The 15885-nt window shown below is 33.4% G+C and carries 19 protein-coding genes; 3 read left to right on the top strand and 16 right to left on the bottom strand.

Annotation, left to right across the window (positions count from 1 at the left end; genetic code table 11):
- Positions 1 to 96 precede the first annotated feature (96 nt).
- Positions 97 to 321, top strand: a complete 225-nt coding sequence (locus RB619_RS08700; protein ID WP_308096443.1) for a hypothetical protein — start codon at positions 97 to 99, stop codon at positions 319 to 321.
- Positions 322 to 391: 70 nt separating this feature from the next.
- Here the strand turns inward: RB619_RS08700 and RB619_RS08695 are convergent, their stop codons facing one another.
- The 13 genes from RB619_RS08695 to truA form a co-directional block, all read right to left on the bottom strand.
- On the bottom strand, positions 392 to 799 hold the full coding sequence (locus tag RB619_RS08695) for a hypothetical protein (RefSeq protein ID WP_308096441.1): 408 nt from the start codon (positions 797 to 799) through the stop codon (positions 392 to 394).
- On the bottom strand, positions 800 to 1222 hold the full coding sequence (locus RB619_RS08690; protein WP_308096439.1) for a hypothetical protein: 423 nt from the start codon (positions 1220 to 1222) through the stop codon (positions 800 to 802).
- Positions 1223 to 1245: 23 nt separating this feature from the next.
- Positions 1246 to 1689: a hypothetical protein gene (locus tag RB619_RS08685; RefSeq protein ID WP_308096437.1), complete on the bottom strand. Its 444-nt coding sequence runs from the start codon at positions 1687 to 1689 to the stop codon at positions 1246 to 1248.
- Positions 1690 to 1774: 85 nt separating this feature from the next.
- On the bottom strand, positions 1775 to 2164 hold the full coding sequence (locus RB619_RS08680) for a DUF1801 domain-containing protein (protein ID WP_308096435.1): 390 nt from the start codon (positions 2162 to 2164) through the stop codon (positions 1775 to 1777).
- A gap of 39 nt (positions 2165 to 2203) precedes the next feature.
- The gene (locus tag RB619_RS08675) at positions 2204 to 2770 is read right to left on the bottom strand and encodes a DUF3592 domain-containing protein (RefSeq protein ID WP_308096433.1); all 567 of its coding nucleotides are present in this window, start codon (positions 2768 to 2770) and stop codon (positions 2204 to 2206) included.
- A gap of 15 nt (positions 2771 to 2785) precedes the next feature.
- Positions 2786 to 3217, bottom strand: a complete 432-nt coding sequence (locus RB619_RS08670; protein WP_308096431.1) for a GNAT family N-acetyltransferase — start codon at positions 3215 to 3217, stop codon at positions 2786 to 2788.
- A gap of 21 nt (positions 3218 to 3238) precedes the next feature.
- A complete protein-coding gene (locus RB619_RS08665) occupies positions 3239 to 3922 on the bottom strand; it encodes a DUF4919 domain-containing protein (RefSeq protein ID WP_308096429.1) in 684 nt (227 codons plus the stop codon).
- Positions 3923 to 3982: 60 nt separating this feature from the next.
- Positions 3983 to 4357 (bottom strand): hypothetical protein, encoded by a 375-nt coding sequence (locus RB619_RS08660; protein WP_308096427.1) that lies wholly within the window; start codon positions 4355 to 4357, stop codon positions 3983 to 3985.
- A gap of 127 nt (positions 4358 to 4484) precedes the next feature.
- A complete protein-coding gene (locus RB619_RS08655) occupies positions 4485 to 5390 on the bottom strand; it encodes an arginase family protein (protein ID WP_308096425.1) in 906 nt (301 codons plus the stop codon).
- Between the two features lie 105 nt (positions 5391 to 5495).
- Entirely contained in the window at positions 5496 to 6884 is a 1389-nt protein-coding gene (gene lpdA / locus RB619_RS08650) for a dihydrolipoyl dehydrogenase (protein ID WP_308096423.1), read from the bottom strand.
- A 347-nt stretch (positions 6885 to 7231) separates the two neighbouring features.
- Positions 7232 to 7816: an NUMOD4 domain-containing protein gene (locus RB619_RS08645; RefSeq protein WP_155101820.1), complete on the bottom strand. Its 585-nt coding sequence runs from the start codon at positions 7814 to 7816 to the stop codon at positions 7232 to 7234.
- A 144-nt stretch (positions 7817 to 7960) separates the two neighbouring features.
- Positions 7961 to 9715 carry an ABC transporter ATP-binding protein gene (locus RB619_RS08640; RefSeq protein ID WP_308096420.1) on the bottom strand — a complete coding sequence of 585 codons (1755 nt, stop codon included), beginning with the start codon at positions 9713 to 9715 and terminating at the stop codon, positions 7961 to 7963.
- Positions 9716 to 9799: 84 nt separating this feature from the next.
- Complete coding sequence (gene truA, locus RB619_RS08635) at positions 9800 to 10534, bottom strand: tRNA pseudouridine(38-40) synthase TruA (protein WP_308096418.1); 735 nt, start codon at positions 10532 to 10534, stop codon at positions 9800 to 9802.
- A gap of 447 nt (positions 10535 to 10981) precedes the next feature.
- Between truA and RB619_RS08630 the strand changes: the two genes are divergently transcribed.
- Positions 10982 to 12886, top strand: coding sequence for an SPFH domain-containing protein (locus RB619_RS08630; RefSeq protein ID WP_308096416.1), 1905 nt, complete (start codon positions 10982 to 10984; stop codon positions 12884 to 12886).
- 169 nt (positions 12887 to 13055) lie between these two features.
- The gene (locus tag RB619_RS08625) at positions 13056 to 13550 is read left to right on the top strand and encodes a metallophosphoesterase family protein (protein WP_308096414.1); all 495 of its coding nucleotides are present in this window, start codon (positions 13056 to 13058) and stop codon (positions 13548 to 13550) included.
- A 5-nt stretch (positions 13551 to 13555) separates the two neighbouring features.
- Here the strand turns inward: RB619_RS08625 and RB619_RS08620 are convergent, their stop codons facing one another.
- The 3 genes from RB619_RS08620 to RB619_RS08610 all read right to left on the bottom strand — a co-directional run bounded on the left by RB619_RS08620 (position 13556) and on the right by RB619_RS08610 (position 15739).
- The gene (locus RB619_RS08620; RefSeq protein WP_308096412.1) at positions 13556 to 14230 is read right to left on the bottom strand and encodes an ATP-binding protein; all 675 of its coding nucleotides are present in this window, start codon (positions 14228 to 14230) and stop codon (positions 13556 to 13558) included.
- 277 nt (positions 14231 to 14507) lie between these two features.
- Positions 14508 to 15176, bottom strand: a complete 669-nt coding sequence (locus tag RB619_RS08615) for a response regulator transcription factor (protein ID WP_308096410.1) — start codon at positions 15174 to 15176, stop codon at positions 14508 to 14510.
- A gap of 146 nt (positions 15177 to 15322) precedes the next feature.
- Complete coding sequence (locus RB619_RS08610) at positions 15323 to 15739, bottom strand: DUF4293 domain-containing protein (protein ID WP_308096408.1); 417 nt, start codon at positions 15737 to 15739, stop codon at positions 15323 to 15325.
- Positions 15740 to 15885: the final 146 nt, after the last annotated feature.

The following is a 15885-nucleotide window of genomic DNA, read 5'->3' as shown; positions in this document are numbered from 1 at the left end:
AATTTATTTGAAATTAATAAATCAATTAAAATTGGAGCCGTTTTTTAATTATCTAAAGTTAATTCTTATTTTTAACCAATTGCAAACCATTTCGCAATGAGCATTGCTATTTCACTATTTCAGGATCGCGAAGGTTATGCTTTAAGGATGTTCGCAAGTAAAGAAGACAAAGAAAAATCAAAAAAAGAAGAAAAAGAAATCGAGCTAAAAAAGTGCTTTTTAGATTTCGAAGGTTCAGAGAGAAGAGAAGTTCAGGTACAATTCCGGGTGCGATTATCGAAAACAAGCTGGACAAAACATATACAATGGCTTTTGGTTTAGAAAATTAAAGGATGCCACTCCCATCGGGGCTAGCGAGATTTTTTCGATTTTTTAAACATCAATAAACGGGTTATTCTATGCGCTTGTATATAGTCGTGTAACAGTCACTGCATTCTTCACTTAAAATCAATGCATCATCTATAATTTCAAATGATTGTTGAATATAACCTTTCTCCAAAATAATCGTTTTCCTATTTTTATTATAAAGCAGTGATTTTTTGGTTACTATTGCAAATTTCTCTTTTAGAACTAATTTATCATCAATGTATAAAATCATATAATCGCGAGAAAACTCAAGTTCTTTTTTCTGATTTGTGGTGGCAGGTGTCAATGTCGATCCTGAATAACCGCCACTTGATGAGACCCAGAGCCAATGACCTTGCAAGTTTTTTTTGGCAGTAGTATTTCCATCATCATTTGAACAGCTTGTAAAAGCCAAAAGCATGAAAATAATAGGTAGAATTTTTTTCATCATCATTTAGTTTACTTTTTCATATTTTGAAATAAAACAGTCACTGCATTCTTCGCTTAAAGTCAGTTTATTGCCAGTAATAATAAAAGATCGATCCGCATAATATACTTGAGTTAGGTCTTCTTTATCAATTACAATCATTTTTTTATTTCCTCCAAAAATTGATTTTTTTATGGCAATATGAAACTTTAGTTTTTTGATCAGTTGGCCATCTGTGTATGTGCTTACATAATTGTCAGAGAACTCAAGCTCTGATTTTTGTTTTAAAGCGTCAGGAGTAACGCCTTGAAAACCGCCAGTTGAGGAAACCCAAAGCCAACGGCCTTGCAAATCAATTTCATCTATATTTTTGTTCTCAACTTTACTTTTATCGTCGCTGTTACAAGCACTCAGAATAATTAAGACAAAAAGTAAAACATATTTTTTCATAAGGGTTGATTTAGCTTTTAATATTATTTTACACGGTCATATTCTTCTATTATACCATTATGGGGCGCTTCTTCTCGTATATATAGTTTATCGCCAATAATTTCGAATGAATTTATATATGTTGGGGCAAATTGAGAAGGTTTGCTGGTAAGAGAATAAAGACCTTCGATTACAAACATATTTTTTTCACCGCCATAAACTGATGGCTTTTTTACAACAGAAAATTTTCTATTGTATAACAGCTTGCCATTTTCATAGGTTTTATAAGAATTACCTGAAAATTCTAAAACAATTGTTCTATTTTGCGATGTAGGCGTAAGAACAATATCAGACAGTTCTCTGGTAGATTTTACCCAATTCCAACGTCCCTTTAATGACTCTTGGGCTTTAGTGTCATTTGGTTCGCTATCGTTGTTGCTACAGGAACTTAGAACTATAATAAGTAATAGTAAGTAATATTTTTTCATTGGTTCAAATTTATATTGGTTTGATATAAAGATGATGTTTTTGTTAAATGGTTGCGTTATAATTTATCATATAGTTAAAATAAATTTATTTTAATCTGATTAAAACGCCTTTTCGCTTCACAATATTTTTATAATCCCACTGAATCGTTCTAGCTTTTTCGAGCCATCTTTTTAAATCATCGGTATTAATTTGGTCGACATTCGTATATCGTTTTTCTGCAGCTTTAAAACTTCCTTCATTTTGAAGCCCCGATTCTTCAAAAGTTTGACCACTCCAAAAAAGTAGTCGCACAGAATCTTTCAATTTGCTATAACCAGCAACCGGATTTCCATCTAAAAACCAAACCGGATGTCTGTGCCAGATTTTGCTTTCTGCTTCGTGTAGAAATGCATGTATCTCAGATCCCAACAAATCACATATTTTTTTGTCGTCTGGAGTTTGAGAATTGTTGTAATCTTGAATTTCTGTTTTCATGATTTTAGTTTTTTTGATTCGATATTTAATCTGAAAATATTATTCAAAAAGAGGATTCAAAAAAAGATAAGTTAGATACGTTATACCGCATCCAAAAATGAGCCCCATAAAGATAGGCAGAAAAATTTCGTTATTGATACCAGTTATTAAACAGGCGATTTGAGGTTTTTTGCCATCATAAAAAACTTTTACTGAACGGCCAATTGTAGCTTGTAATTCTTTCTCGGCATGAACATAATTTATACTGTTTGTATAACTGCCATATCTTTCAGGAAATTTACTAAGTGGTTTGAATTCTTTTGCATACAAAGAATCAGATGGTAAAGTCTGTTTTGATGTATATTGATTTTCCTTTACGGTATAAGAGTATTCTTTTTCAATAATAAATTTAAAAGAGGTGTCTCCATTTGAAGAGAAATCTTTAAATTTTATTTCTGCATGCGTGATTTCTCCAACAGTTGATGGCCAGTTTTTACTTTGAATCATTCGATACAATCCAATTAATCCCGTAATAAAGAACCAATAGGTAACATAAATAAAAAGCGGAAAAAATATGACAATAAACACGGTTGGCAATGTGTCAAAAGTCCAATTATTTAAATTCATTTTGTGGTTTAAAGTTTAGTTTATGTTTTCTGATAATTCGAATAAAATATAAGTACCGTGTTCTGAGTTTCCTCTTTCTTTTTCGATAAAGCCTTTTCGTTTATAAAAATCTACAGCTTTGGTATTTTTTTCTAAGCACTTTAAAGTAACAGGAAAAGTTGTTTTTTTGATGCTGGCTTTCAATAATTCAGTTCCAATATTTTTGCCTTGATATTTCTGATCAATGTACAAATGATGAATAAAATTATTTGGCATCCAAATCGAAATAAACCCAACCGGAATGTCATTTATTAAAGCAACCAAAACGGTTTCTCCCTGAATATGCTTTTCAAAATCATCTAATTGAAATTCAGATGGATCAAGCCATGAAAAAGTTCTTTGTCTTTCTATTAAGAATAAGTTTCTTAATAGCTCATAATCTTTATTTCTAATTTCGGTAATTATCATTTTAAGGTTGTAGGAATCAGTTTATTTCATTAGTGATTTCGTTTCGTTTTCGAGCATTTTTTCAATATTAAAATAAATGCCGTCAACATTGTATTTGCCTTTTTCAAAACTCAAATAATCACATTTGTCAACAAGCGACTGTGCTTTGCTTTCGAGTTCAAAAACATTTAAAAGAACATATTCGTGTTCGACCAAAATCACATGAAAACCGCTCTCGCATTTTTTTCCGTCGCCAGAAGATAAAATTGCATTCAAGATGCTGTGAAATTTGAACGAAGCTGTTTTTGCGCTTACTTCGTCGCCTTTTAAATGATGTGTATAAGCCAGCAGATTTAGCTGTCTAAGATCAAAAGGAAATTCAATCAAAGTATGATTGATCAATTTGATAGCTTCATCATAATCTTTGGTTTCCATTTTTTCCTTCTCAAAAATTTCATTTAGTTTTTTTTCATCAGGAGATCGCCAGAAAGCATTGTATTTAGGCTGAAAGACATATCCAAAATACAAATGACGAAATTCATCATGCGTCATTAACGTGTCATTTTTAACCAAACGATCCATTAAATTAGGATAATAAAATGGTGATTTTTTATCCTGAATCTCTTTTTCAATTTGTTTGTAATCTGGAATTTTGAAATCATTTTCCTGTGCAAAAGAGCTGATTCCAATCAATAAAGAAACGAATAATGCAATTTTTTTAATCATGGTTTTATGGTTTTGGTTAAAAGTGCAATTATGAATTTAGCTAAGCTTAATGCGGTACTATTATTCTATAATCCATTTTCCTTGCGCTTTAGCAAGATCAATTAAATTTTGGCCTTGTTCGGTCATTAAATTTTCTTTAATGAGTCTTTCCGCTCTTTCAATGTTTGTTTTACTCCATTTACTGGTTTTTGGATTTCGGTGAGAAAAAGTCAAGTAATAACTTTCGCCGTCGCGTTTTTTGCACAAACTGTCAATCCAGCCAAAGCAAAGTGCTTCTTCTGTAGCTTCGATTAAATTGACGCTCTCGGTTTTGCTTTTTTTGTGAAATAAAATCAACCAAACCGATTTTTCATTTGCACCATTCTCTGAAAGCCATTTTCTCCAGTCGGCTCTTGTTGGTGCGTATATTGCCAGTTTTCCGTCTTTTGTTTCCATAAAACTCATTTTAATTATTTCAGTAAAAGTAAAATGGCATTGTGACAACAGGTTGTCAGTAGTAAAAATAGTATAAAATATTGAATATAAGTGCAGTCGTTTTTTTTATAGTAACTTGTTTTATGTATTAGAATTTATTTCGGGATGTATTAAAAGTAACGCTGATATTGGTTACAAAATCTTTCGTGTATTCTCCAGTTGGATCTAAATCAGGATCTAGAATTGTTAGTTCAAGTCCGATTAATTTTTCGCTTTGAAATAGGTGTGAAGTAAGTTCGTTAAATTCAGTATACGAAAGTCCGTCTGGTGTTCTGCTGTCAACGCATGGCATAATTTCGTCGTTTAGAGCATCAACATCAATATGAAGAAAGAAACCGTCAAGATTTTTGTTTTTTATTTCAGAAAGAAATGCTGTTGCAGAATTCAGAATTCCTTGTTTTCTAAGCTCTTTTAAACTTAAATAGGTAGCAGACGAATTTCGAATTTCATTTTCATACGCATCATCATATTCACGATTGCCCACACACCAAAGATTTTCTTCTTTAATGTAAGGCGATAAGTTTAAAATGTTGCTTAGTTTTTGATGACCGTTTCCAGTTACAATTGAAGCTGCCATTCCGCCAACTCCTCCAGTTTCAGACAAGGAAACATCCATAAAATCGGTATGTCCGTCAAGATAAAACAAACCATAATTTCCTTTTTGCTTTAAAGCAATTGCTGTTCCTAAAAGAATACTGCAGTCACCGCCAATTATGAAAGGAAACTTATTTTGTGAAAGTAAATTATTGATCAAATAGGCTTGCTCTCTGGCATATTCTACGAGTGTGTTTGCATTTAGAATCTGCGTTTCTGGATCTTTAGTATTGTTGTATTTTGGAGCATCAAGCGTTAAAACATCTTTCGGATTGATTTCTTTATGCAAATTGTGTTTCCAAAACCATTTTGGCAAATTTTTCACTCCGGGTTCTTTTCCCGGTTGAGGTTCTTTCAAACCCAAATTTGATGGGAATTCAACAATACAAATCTCTTTCATAACTTACTATGTTTAGGGTAAAGTTATGAAAATAAAAAATCCGACTTGCTTTCACAAATCGGATTTTAAATTGAAAATTATATGTAACCGTAAAACGGTATATTTTTACAAGTGAATTACTTCGCCGTAAGCATCAGCAACAGCTTCCATAACAGCCTCGCTCATTGTTGGGTGAGGGTGGATAGATTTTAAGATTTCGTGACCAGTAGTTTCTAGTTTACGAGCAACAACTGCTTCAGCAATCATATCTGTAACACCTGCACCAATCATGTGGCATCCTAACCATTCGCCGTATTTAGCATCAAAAATTACTTTTACGAATCCGTCTGGAGTTCCGGCAGCTTTAGCTTTTCCTGAAGCTGAGAATGGGAATTTACCAATTTTTAATTCGTATCCTTTTTCTTTAGCTTGTTTTTCAGTTAAACCAACAGAAGCAATTTCTGGAGTTGCGTATGTACAACCAGGAACGTTTCCGTAATCGATTGGGTCTACGTGTAAACCAGCGATTTTCTCCACACAGTTGATACCTTCAGCAGAAGCTACGTGCGCTAAAGCCTGACCTGGAGTAACATCTCCAATTGCATAGTATCCAGGAATATTAGTTGCGTTGTAAGCGTTTACTAAGATTTTATCTCTGTCAACAGCGATTCCAACTTCTTCTAAACCAATGTTTTCAATATTTGTTTTGATTCCAACTGCCGAAAGTACGATATCAGCTTCAAGAACTTCTTCACCTTTTGCAGTTTTAACGAATGCTTTTACTCCAGCACCTGTTGTATCAATTTTTTCAACAGAAGAGTTAGTCATTACTTTAATTCCAGCTTTTTTCAAAGAACGCTCAAATTGCTTTGAGATATCTTCGTCTTCTACAGGAACAACGTTTGGCATGAATTCTACAATAGTAACATCAGTTCCCATTGAGTTATAGAAATGAGCGAACTCAACTCCAATTGCTCCAGAACCAACAATGATCATAGATTTTGGTTGTGTAGGCAAAGTCATTGCCTGACGATAACCAATTACTTTTACACCATCTTGAGGCAAGTTTGGCAATTCGCGAGAACGAGCTCCAGTTGCGATGATGATGTGGTCAGCGCTGTATTCCGTAACTTTATTATCTTTATCTGTAACGTCAAGTTTTTTTCCTGGTTTTAGTTTTCCAAAACCTTCAATAACGTCAATTTTGTTTTTTTTCATCAAGAATTGAACTCCTTTGCTCATTCCTTCAGCAACACCACGGCTACGTTGTACAACTGCTGGGAAATCTTTATCGAATTCAGAAACTTTCAATCCATAATCAGAAGCATGTTTTAAATAATCAAAAACCTGAGCCGATTTTAATAATGCTTTTGTTGGGATACATCCCCAGTTTAAACATACACCACCAAGGTTTTCTTTTTCAACTACAGCTACTTTAAAGCCCAATTGTGAAGCTCTAATCGCTGTTACATAGCCTCCAGGACCACTTCCTAAAACAATAACGTCGTATTTCATTTTTTTGGTTTTTAGTATTTAATACCGAAATAATGAGGTTTAATTCCGAAACTCATTTTCCGATTTATTCTTTTGTTATTTGTGATTGCGAATTTAAGGATTTATTTTAAATGAACACCTCAAATTTTATTTTTACAAACACTGATTTTGATCTTTTCACAGAGAATGGTCAAATTGTTAATTGTAAATTATGAATTATGAAATGAAATTTTAGATTTGGAAGTTTTAATATGAAATTAAATCACCAGACAAAATAAACGAAGTCGAAGGCCTTTCGTGATGAAAAGCTCTTCGACTTCGTTCAGAGTGACATTAATAATTCACAATTTATAATTCATAATTCATAATTATACTTTAACGTGCCCCCAGTTTTCACCGCTGGCAATTCGTCTAATCTGCATTTCGCTTACGCCAAATTGTTTGGCGATCATTTTTAAACGTGTTTTTTGATCTGGTCGTGCTAGAATTTTCTTGATCAACATCACTTTTGTGGTCGTTAATTTTCGGCCATCAGCTTTTAAATTGTGTTCAATCAGATTCTTTTTAGCCTGAATCACACGAGGACTTTTTCGGCTGTGTGCCATCATTTCGGCTTTTGTTGCCCATCGCAAATTACTGATGTCATCGTTGCTTCTATTGTAATCCATATGAAGAACGTAAGTTTGCTCTTCAGAAGTTTTCGGAATAAAATATTGGGCAACTAATTTGTATAGAAAAAGATATTTATTGACAATTTTGTCATCTTTTTTAACCTTAAATCTGAAAGTTGGATAACCGTCACTCAAACCGCCTTTTAGGATTCGGCCGTTTTCAATTTCGTCTGTAAAACTTATTAATCGACCTCTGTTTGAGATGGCGTATTTAAGTTGTAATGAGGCATTTATTTCTATTTCTTTGAACTGTTCGTCTGGATAAAATCTGTTTTGTGGCATTTTCTTTTACATTTGATTTCTATTATCTCAAAGATAAATAATAAACCAAAGATGAAATGTTAAAGCACCATCCCTGACTAGCAGTTTTATGATTTCTATAACGCTGATTTAACGTTTATAAATGTTTTTTTAGCATTTTGAGCCCTAGTTTGCTACCGAAAATTGCGAATCGTACAAGTTTTTGTAGTAACCATCAGTTTTGTTAAGCAATTCTTGATGTGTTCCTTGCTCAACAATCAAACCTTTATCCATTACTACAATTTTATCAGCATTTACAATTGTAGCCAATCGATGTGCAATAATAATTGAAGTTCTTCCTTTGGTAATCGTCTCCGTTGCACGCTGAATCAATTCTTCAGAATAAGTATCAATTGATGAGGTTGCTTCATCCAAAATCAAAATACTCGGATTACTCACATACGAACGTAAAAAAGCAATTAATTGACGTTGACCAGAAGAAAGCATTACACCGCGTTCTTTTACATCAAAATCATAATTATCAGGCAGGCTCATAATAAAATCATGAACACCAATTTTTTTAGCAGCATTTAAAACCTGTTCGCGAGTAATCTCTGGATTGTGTAAAGTAATATTATTATATATGGTATCGGCAAATAAAAACACATCTTGCAAAACCACAGCAATTTGTTTTCTTAACGAAGCCAAAGTATAATTCTCAATATTATGTCCGTCAATAAAAATAGTACCGCTGTTAATTTCATAAAAACGGTTCAGCAAGTTGATTATAGTCGATTTTCCTGCACCAGTTGAACCGACAATTGCGATTGTCTGTCCAGATGCGACTGATAAATCAATACCTTTTATTACTTCTTCTTCCGGAATATAACTAAAACGAACGTCTTTGAATTCAATACTTCCATCAAAAACTGGAGCTTCAATCGTTCCGGTATCTTGAATGTGATCCTGTGTATCAATAATATCGAAAACACGATTGGCTGCAATCATTCCTAATTGCATTTCATTGAATTTATCAGCAATTTGGCGAAGCGGATTAAAAAGCATTCCGATAAACATTGTATAAGAGAACAAATCTCCAAAAGTCGTAAAATGATCGCCATTCAAAATTTTGAATCCGCCAAAAACAACCACTAATCCTAAAGTGATGGACGAAATAATATCGGCAATTGGAAAGAAAATGGAGTTATAGAGAATCGTTTTAATCCAGGCAACTCTATGTTTATCGTTTATTACTCTAAAATTTTCGGCTTCGATTTTTTCTCTATTAAAAAGTTGTACGATTTTCATTCCCGTCACACGTTCTTGAACAAACGAATTCATATTAGCAATCTGCGTTCGCACTTCTTCAAAGGCAACTTGCATTTTACGCTGAAAAATTCGGGTAATGTAAACAAGAATTGGCATGGCTACGACAACAATCCATGTCAGTTTCCAGTTCATGTAAAACATAAAAATCAAAACCACCAGCATTTTCATCAAATCACTAATAATCATGAAAAGACCTTGGCTGAAAATACGGGCAATCGATTCAATATCCGAAACTGATCTCGTTACCAGTTGTCCAACCGGAACCAAATCAAAATACTTCATTCTAAAACTCAAAATGTGTTTAAAAAGCTTATTACGAATATCTTTTACAATATCCTGCCCAAGCCAGTTGGCCCAATACACAAAATAGAATTGAGAAAAAACTTCGCATAAAAGTACAACGCCCATTAATATAATGTACATCAACAAGCCATGCTTATCATGAGTCTTGATATAGCCGTCGACCGTTTGCTTTAATAAATAAGGACGAAGCGCCGCAAAAATCGACAATGAAACAGCAAAAACAATAACGCCATAATAGCGCCATTTATAAGGTTTGGTATATTTTAAAATTCGTTTGAATAATCCGGTATCGAATGCTTTTGCTTTCATTTATTTTTTTAATGCTATAAGCTTTAGGCTTTAGGCTTTAGGCAAAAACTTTAAAGCTTATTGCCTATAGCTTATAGCCCACAGCTATAAATAATCGTATTTTATTTCGGTTAAATATAAACCATGCGCAGGAACTGAAAAACCAGCTTTTTCTCTGCTTTTACTGGCAATGATATTTTCAAAATCAGCCAGTGTAATTTTGTGCAGTCCTATATTAACTAAAGTTCCCACAATAGAACGAACCATGTTTCGTAAAAATCGGTTTGCTGAAATAGTAAAAACCAATTTACCTTTTTCTTGTTTCCAATACGCCTCAAAAACCGTGCAATCAAATGTGTTTACATCTGTATTTACTTTAGAAAAACACTGAAAATCGGTATGATTCAATAAGATTTTTGCTGCTTCATTCATCAAAGCTACATCTAATTTTTGATTAAAATACCAGCTCAGTTCCTGTAAAAATGGATTTTTAACAGTGTTGATGTGATATTCGTACGTTCGTTTTGTCGCGTCAAATCGGCAATGCGCGTCATCGTGAACTAATATAATGTCAAAAATGGCAATGTCTTTTGGTAAATATGAATTCAGTTTATGAACTAAATTTGGAACATCAATTGGGGTTTCAAAATCAAAATGCCCAAACATTTCCGAAGCATGAACGCCTGTGTCAGTGCGTCCGGCTCCCATAACATTTATAGGCGAATTTAGTAAAACCGAAAGCGCTTTGTTTAAAGTTTCCTGAACAGAAGATGCATTTGGCTGAAATTGCCAGCCATGATAATGTGTTCCGTTATAAGCAAATTGAATAAAATATCTCAAGGTAAAGGTTCAAAGGTTCAAAGGTTCAGAGTGACAAAGGTACAAAGGTTTTTTTTAAAAGTTGCTAAGGTTCTAAGATGCTAAGATGCAAAGGTTTTTTGCATGACGTTATCGTAGAGGCCCTCAGCAGTGCGTCTAACGTCTAATTGGAAAAATATGCTTTACAAAAAAAAAGATTTAAATAAAATCCGCTATAGAAATCTTAGTCCCGAAGCATCGGGATAGTCTCTCAGAATCTCAGAACCTGTGTTAAAAACCATTAAACTCCAAAATGCAAATCATAGTTGACACTATGAAAAATCGTGTCAGAAATTTACAATTCCAACGTTTTAATTTGAGCCTATTTTTAACATTTTTTGTCCAAAATTGGCATATGTTAATTTTTAATTTTTTTCATTTTAACAGGAAATATTTCTCCTATGTTTGTAGTACTAAATATCAAAAACTATGAATGAAATTACTTCTTATTGGTGGGTACTTTTAATTGTATTCGCCATTCTTTTTTACAAATTTATTTTACGCGTTTTCTTCGGAATGGTTATCGTTCCTGAGGATAAAATTGGTTTAGTGACCAAAAAATTCGTTTTGTTTGGTACCGATAAATCTTTGCCAGACGGCCGTATTATTGCGACCAAAGGTGAAGCGGGTTATCAAGCGCAAACACTTGCTCCAGGTTTATACTGGGGAATGTGGATCTGGCAATATTCAATCGATATGACTGGATTTACGATTATTCCGGAAGGAAAAATTGGGTTGGTTTTAAGTAAAGACGGAAAGGAAATTCCAACCGGACGAATCTTGGCCAGAAGAGTAGAAAGCGATAATTTTCAGGATGCTACTTCGTTCTTGAATAATGGCGGTCAAAAAGGACGTCAAACGGCCTTTATTACAACAGGATCTTATCGTATTAATACGTTTTTATTTGAAATTGTAGTTGCAGAGCAAATCAAGATTTATGAAAACATGATTGGTATCGTAACCGCTTTGGATGGTGAGCCAATTCCTCAAGGTCAAATTGCTGGTAAATTTGTTGAAGATCACAATAACTTTCAAGACTTTGACAAATTCTTAGAGCATGGCGGAAACCGTGGTTTACAACCTCAGGTTATGTTGGCAGGTTCTTATTATATTAATACTTGGGGGATTTTGATTGAACAAAACCCTATGACAGATGTGCCAATTGGTTACGTTGGAGTTGTGATTTCTTATATTGGAGAAGACGGTCAGGATGTTACCGGAGATACTTTTAAACACGGAAATATTGTTTCAAAAGGACAGCGTGGTGTTTGGATGGAGCCGCTTGGACCAGGGAAATATGCGCTTAATAAATATACAACAAAATTAGAGGCAGTTCCAACAACAAACTTGGTTTTGAATTGGGCAAATGCTCGAAGCGAATCGCACGATTTAGATAAAAACTTGTCAACGATTACAGTTCGTTCAAAAGATGGTTTCCCATTTAATCTAGACGTTGCGCAAATCATTCACGTTCCGGCAGCTGAAGCGCCAAAAGTAATTGCACGTTTTGGAAGTATGAATAATTTGGTTTCTCAGGTTTTAGAGCCTACAATTGGTAACTATTTTAGAAACTCAGCTCAGGACAGCGATGTGATTTCGTTTTTGACAACAAGAAAAGAACGTCAGGAATCTGCTAAAAATCATATCAAATTAGTGCTTGACGAATACAATGTAAATGCAGTAGATACTTTGATAGGAGATATTGTACCGCCAGATTCGTTAATGAAAACTTTGACTGACAGAAAGCTTGCTGAAGAAGAGCAAAAAACATATCAAACGCAAAGAATGGCGCAAGAACAGCGTCAGGGAATGGAGAAAGAAACTGCAATTGCAGATATGCAGAAAGAAATTGTTCGCGCTTCGCAAAGTGTTGAAATTGCACAACGTACTGCCGATGCAACAGTTAAAAAAGCAGAAGGAGACGCAACCAGTTTGAAGCTAAATGTTAACGCTGAAGCTGAAGCAACAAAAATGCGTGCAAATGCTGAAGCCGAAGCTACAAAAGCAAGAGCAGGAGCGCAGGCAGAAGCAACAAAACTAAATGCAAGTGCAGAAGCGGAAAGAATTTCAAAAACCGGTTTAGCTGAAGCTGAGAAAATTATGGCAATTGGTAAATCGACTGCAGAGGCTTATCAACTTCAAGTTACGGCAATGGGTGGAGACAACTTTACTCGTTATAAAGTGACTGAAGAAATTGGAAAAGGAAATATCAAAGTGATTCCAGATGTTTTAATTTCAGGAAATGCTGGATCTGATGGTTCTATAAGCGGATTATTAGGAATGAAACTTATGGAAATGATGGATACAAAAGATTCTAAAAATACTAAGAAATAGTAACAATGTAAATATCCTAACAGGTCTCCAAGAGCTGTGAGGATATAAATCCGATTTGTGAAAGCAAATCGGATTTTTTATTAAAAACTTAAACCCTTAGCAACTTAGAATCTTAGTGTCTTAAAAAAAACTTAGTACCTTAGCGTCTTAGAATCTCAGAACCTTATAAATGACCAAAATCCTCCTTCTTTCCGATACTCACAGCCATATCGATGATACTATTTTGAAATACGTTAATCAAGCAGATGAAGTTTGGCACGCTGGAGATATTGGTGATTTGAATGTTACCGATACCATTAAGAAACTTAAACCGCTCCGTTGTGTTTATGGAAATATTGATGATGCACAGGCACGATTAGAATTTCCGTTACATAATCGTTTTATGTGCGAAAATGTTTCCGTATGGATTACGCACATTGGTGGTTATCCAGGAAAATACAATCCAAGTATCAGAGAAGAAATGACGTTGAATCCGCCTAAATTATTTATTTGTGGGCATTCACACATTTTAAAAGTGATGTTCGATAAAAAGAATAATTTACTGCACATGAATCCTGGTGCAGCAGGAAAAAGTGGCTTTCATCAAATGCGAACGATGCTTCGCTTTGTTATTGAAGATGATAAAATAAAAGATCTGGAGATTATCGAAATCGGAAAAAAATAATTTTTTTAATGTGGCAACGGAATTTTTATTTTTATCGTTGTTCCATAATTTACTTTTGAGATAATTTCAAATGTACCTTTAAATTTTTTAACTCGAGCTCTTATTCGGTTTAGGCCAAAACCTTCTGTTGCGCTTGTTTTTTTTGTGTCAAACCCCATACCGTCATCATCAATTTTAATGATAAAAGTATTTCGATTTTCTTTTAAATGTATTTTGGCAATTTTTGCATTACTGTGTTTAATGATATTGCTAAAGAGTTCCGAAACAATAAAATAAATCTTCATTTCAAATTTTTCGACATATCTTTTATCAGTCGAAATAGTGCTTGAAAATTCAAAATTTATAGAACGATTTGAATTTCGTTCACACAAATCTTCCAAAGCATAAATTAAACCAAACCGAACCAAAAGACTAGGGACAAGATCATGTGACATATCACGCAAAAGATCATGGGCTTGATTTAAAATTGCTTTTGTTTTCCTGATTTCTTCTGATTCTATATTATTTTGTGCTGTAAAAGTATTCAAGTGAAGTCCAGCTGACGACAACAAGGAATTGATGTTGTCGTGCAGAAACGAAGCGATTTTCTTTCGTTCGGTTTCCTGAGTGTCAATTCCGGAATTAATAATATTGAGAAGGATTTTTTGCTTGACGTCTTTTCGTTTTATTTTTTGTTTCAATTTATTATTCTGATAAAAATAATAGAAGAGAAAAAATAGGAGTGCAACAAGAACGATAGTCAGACTGATTATTTTTTTATTTCTGAGTTGTAGAAGTTTGCTTGCTTCAGAAATTGGCGTTTTTTTAGCAGACACTTGCTGTATATTTTCTTTTGAAATTTCTTTTTGCTGACAAAACGCAGCATTTCCATAAAAAGAAAGGAAGAGAAAAAATAAGCCTAAAATTCTAACTATACGCATAAATATAAGTGGTTAAACGCAATTTCGTTTTGAGAAATTATGGATTAATCAAATTGTTTTTTAAGGCATATTTGACCAAGCCGATGGTGTTTTTTGTATGCAGTTTTTTCATAATGTTTTTACGGTGGGTTTCGACAGTATTTGTACTGATAAAAAGCTGTTCGCTTATTTCCTTTCCGCTGTATTCGAGTGAAATTAGTTTAACAATTTCAAGTTCACGTGGGGTTAAAATAGAATTTTCAAAATAATGCGTTTCATGTGATTTTGAGGTATTGTGCGTAAAACTTTCAAGTATCTTTTCTCTAACAGCCACCGAAAAATATTCTTGGCCACTATAAACCGTTTTTATGGCTTCAATGATATTTTCGCCGGCACATTTTTTTGTTAAATAGCCTTTTGCATTTAATTTCATTACTTCCTTAATGATCTTTAAATCATCGTAGCTTGATAAAATTATGATTTTGCAATCGCTTTCTGTTTCATTAAATTCTTGTAAAACTTTGATGCCGTCTTTTTCAGGCATGCTTATATCTAAAACTAAAACATCGGCGTTGTTTTGTGTAACCTGATTAAGAACACTGCTTCCGTTGAGTGAATTGCCTACAACTTCAAAATTTGGAACGGTTTGTAATAAATTGGTAAGACCATCAATAAGTACTTGATGGTCATCTGCGAGATGAATCCTTATTTTATTTGTCGTTGTCATTATTTTTGGAAATAAGAAGACAAAATTAGATGGTAATGCGCTAGTTAAATGACCAATTAAAGACTCTTTTGTGTCATTTAAAGGCACAAAAAAACCCGAATAAAATATTCGGGTTCTCTTCGCACAAAAAAATTAAGTTTATAGGTTTATCTCAAACGATCTACAGATTTTACAAGATCTTCGTCCTTTTTGATGGCCTTATTAGCTAAAACTAATAACACGATAGCAACAATAGGAAGAAACATCCCAATACCTTTCTCTGAAACAGCGTTAACTGTCTCTCCAGATAAATTTAGAGAGCGATATACAAATAATCCTAATAAAATTAAATTTAATATTATGTTCAGTCTGTTCATCACAAACTGATTTTGTCTTTTTTTGTATGAAATAATACTGATAATCGTTAGCATTGTACTTAATCCTAATAATACAGTATAAACCTGGTCTTGCATAAAGTAAAAAGCTTTACCATTATTTAATGACCACAGCGGTATAAAAAATAGTAAAACCCCTGTTATTACAAAGGTAAGAATTAAATATACGGTTTGAATTCGTTGTAACATAACTTGAAATTGTTTTACAAAAATATATTTTCTTTTTTATAAATACTATTGTATGATTAAATTTTATTCGTATTATTGCATCATAATACCGTAAGCACTTCATACTGCGGTCAATTGAAAATATTTATCTACCTATTCTTTTTACT

This window comes from Flavobacterium sp. LHD-80 (genome assembly GCF_030929605.1).
GTDB lineage: Bacteria > Bacteroidota > Bacteroidia > Flavobacteriales > Flavobacteriaceae > Flavobacterium.
This window is presented reverse-complemented; position numbering and strand designations above follow the sequence as displayed.

What these genes read in the sequence shown, in the direction of transcription:
- RB619_RS08610 (WP_308096408.1), bottom strand. Translation starts at nt 15,739, where the DNA reads ATGTTACAACGAATTCAAACCGTATATTTAATTCTTACCTTTGTAATA.
- lpdA (WP_308096423.1), bottom strand. Translation starts at nt 6,884, where the DNA reads ATGAAATACGACGTTATTGTTTTAGGAAGTGGTCCTGGAGGCTATGTA.
- RB619_RS08645 (WP_155101820.1), bottom strand. Translation starts at nt 7,816, where the DNA reads ATGCCACAAAACAGATTTTATCCAGACGAACAGTTCAAAGAAATAGAA.
- RB619_RS08630 (WP_308096416.1), top strand. Translation starts at nt 10,982, where the DNA reads ATGAATGAAATTACTTCTTATTGGTGGGTACTTTTAATTGTATTCGCC.
- RB619_RS08660 (WP_308096427.1), bottom strand. Translation starts at nt 4,357, where the DNA reads ATGGAAACAAAAGACGGAAAACTGGCAATATACGCACCAACAAGAGCC.
- RB619_RS08625 (WP_308096414.1), top strand. Translation starts at nt 13,056, where the DNA reads ATGACCAAAATCCTCCTTCTTTCCGATACTCACAGCCATATCGATGAT.
- RB619_RS08615 (WP_308096410.1), bottom strand. Translation starts at nt 15,176, where the DNA reads ATGACAACGACAAATAAAATAAGGATTCATCTCGCAGATGACCATCAA.
- RB619_RS08675 (WP_308096433.1), bottom strand. Translation starts at nt 2,770, where the DNA reads ATGAATTTAAATAATTGGACTTTTGACACATTGCCAACCGTGTTTATT.
- RB619_RS08655 (WP_308096425.1), bottom strand. Translation starts at nt 5,390, where the DNA reads ATGAAAGAGATTTGTATTGTTGAATTCCCATCAAATTTGGGTTTGAAA.
- RB619_RS08640 (WP_308096420.1), bottom strand. Translation starts at nt 9,715, where the DNA reads ATGAAAGCAAAAGCATTCGATACCGGATTATTCAAACGAATTTTAAAA.
- RB619_RS08700 (WP_308096443.1), top strand. Translation starts at nt 97, where the DNA reads ATGAGCATTGCTATTTCACTATTTCAGGATCGCGAAGGTTATGCTTTA.
- RB619_RS08685 (WP_308096437.1), bottom strand. Translation starts at nt 1,689, where the DNA reads ATGAAAAAATATTACTTACTATTACTTATTATAGTTCTAAGTTCCTGT.
- RB619_RS08670 (WP_308096431.1), bottom strand. Translation starts at nt 3,217, where the DNA reads ATGATAATTACCGAAATTAGAAATAAAGATTATGAGCTATTAAGAAAC.
- RB619_RS08665 (WP_308096429.1), bottom strand. Translation starts at nt 3,922, where the DNA reads ATGATTAAAAAAATTGCATTATTCGTTTCTTTATTGATTGGAATCAGC.
- RB619_RS08680 (WP_308096435.1), bottom strand. Translation starts at nt 2,164, where the DNA reads ATGAAAACAGAAATTCAAGATTACAACAATTCTCAAACTCCAGACGAC.
- RB619_RS08695 (WP_308096441.1), bottom strand. Translation starts at nt 799, where the DNA reads ATGATGATGAAAAAAATTCTACCTATTATTTTCATGCTTTTGGCTTTT.
- RB619_RS08690 (WP_308096439.1), bottom strand. Translation starts at nt 1,222, where the DNA reads ATGAAAAAATATGTTTTACTTTTTGTCTTAATTATTCTGAGTGCTTGT.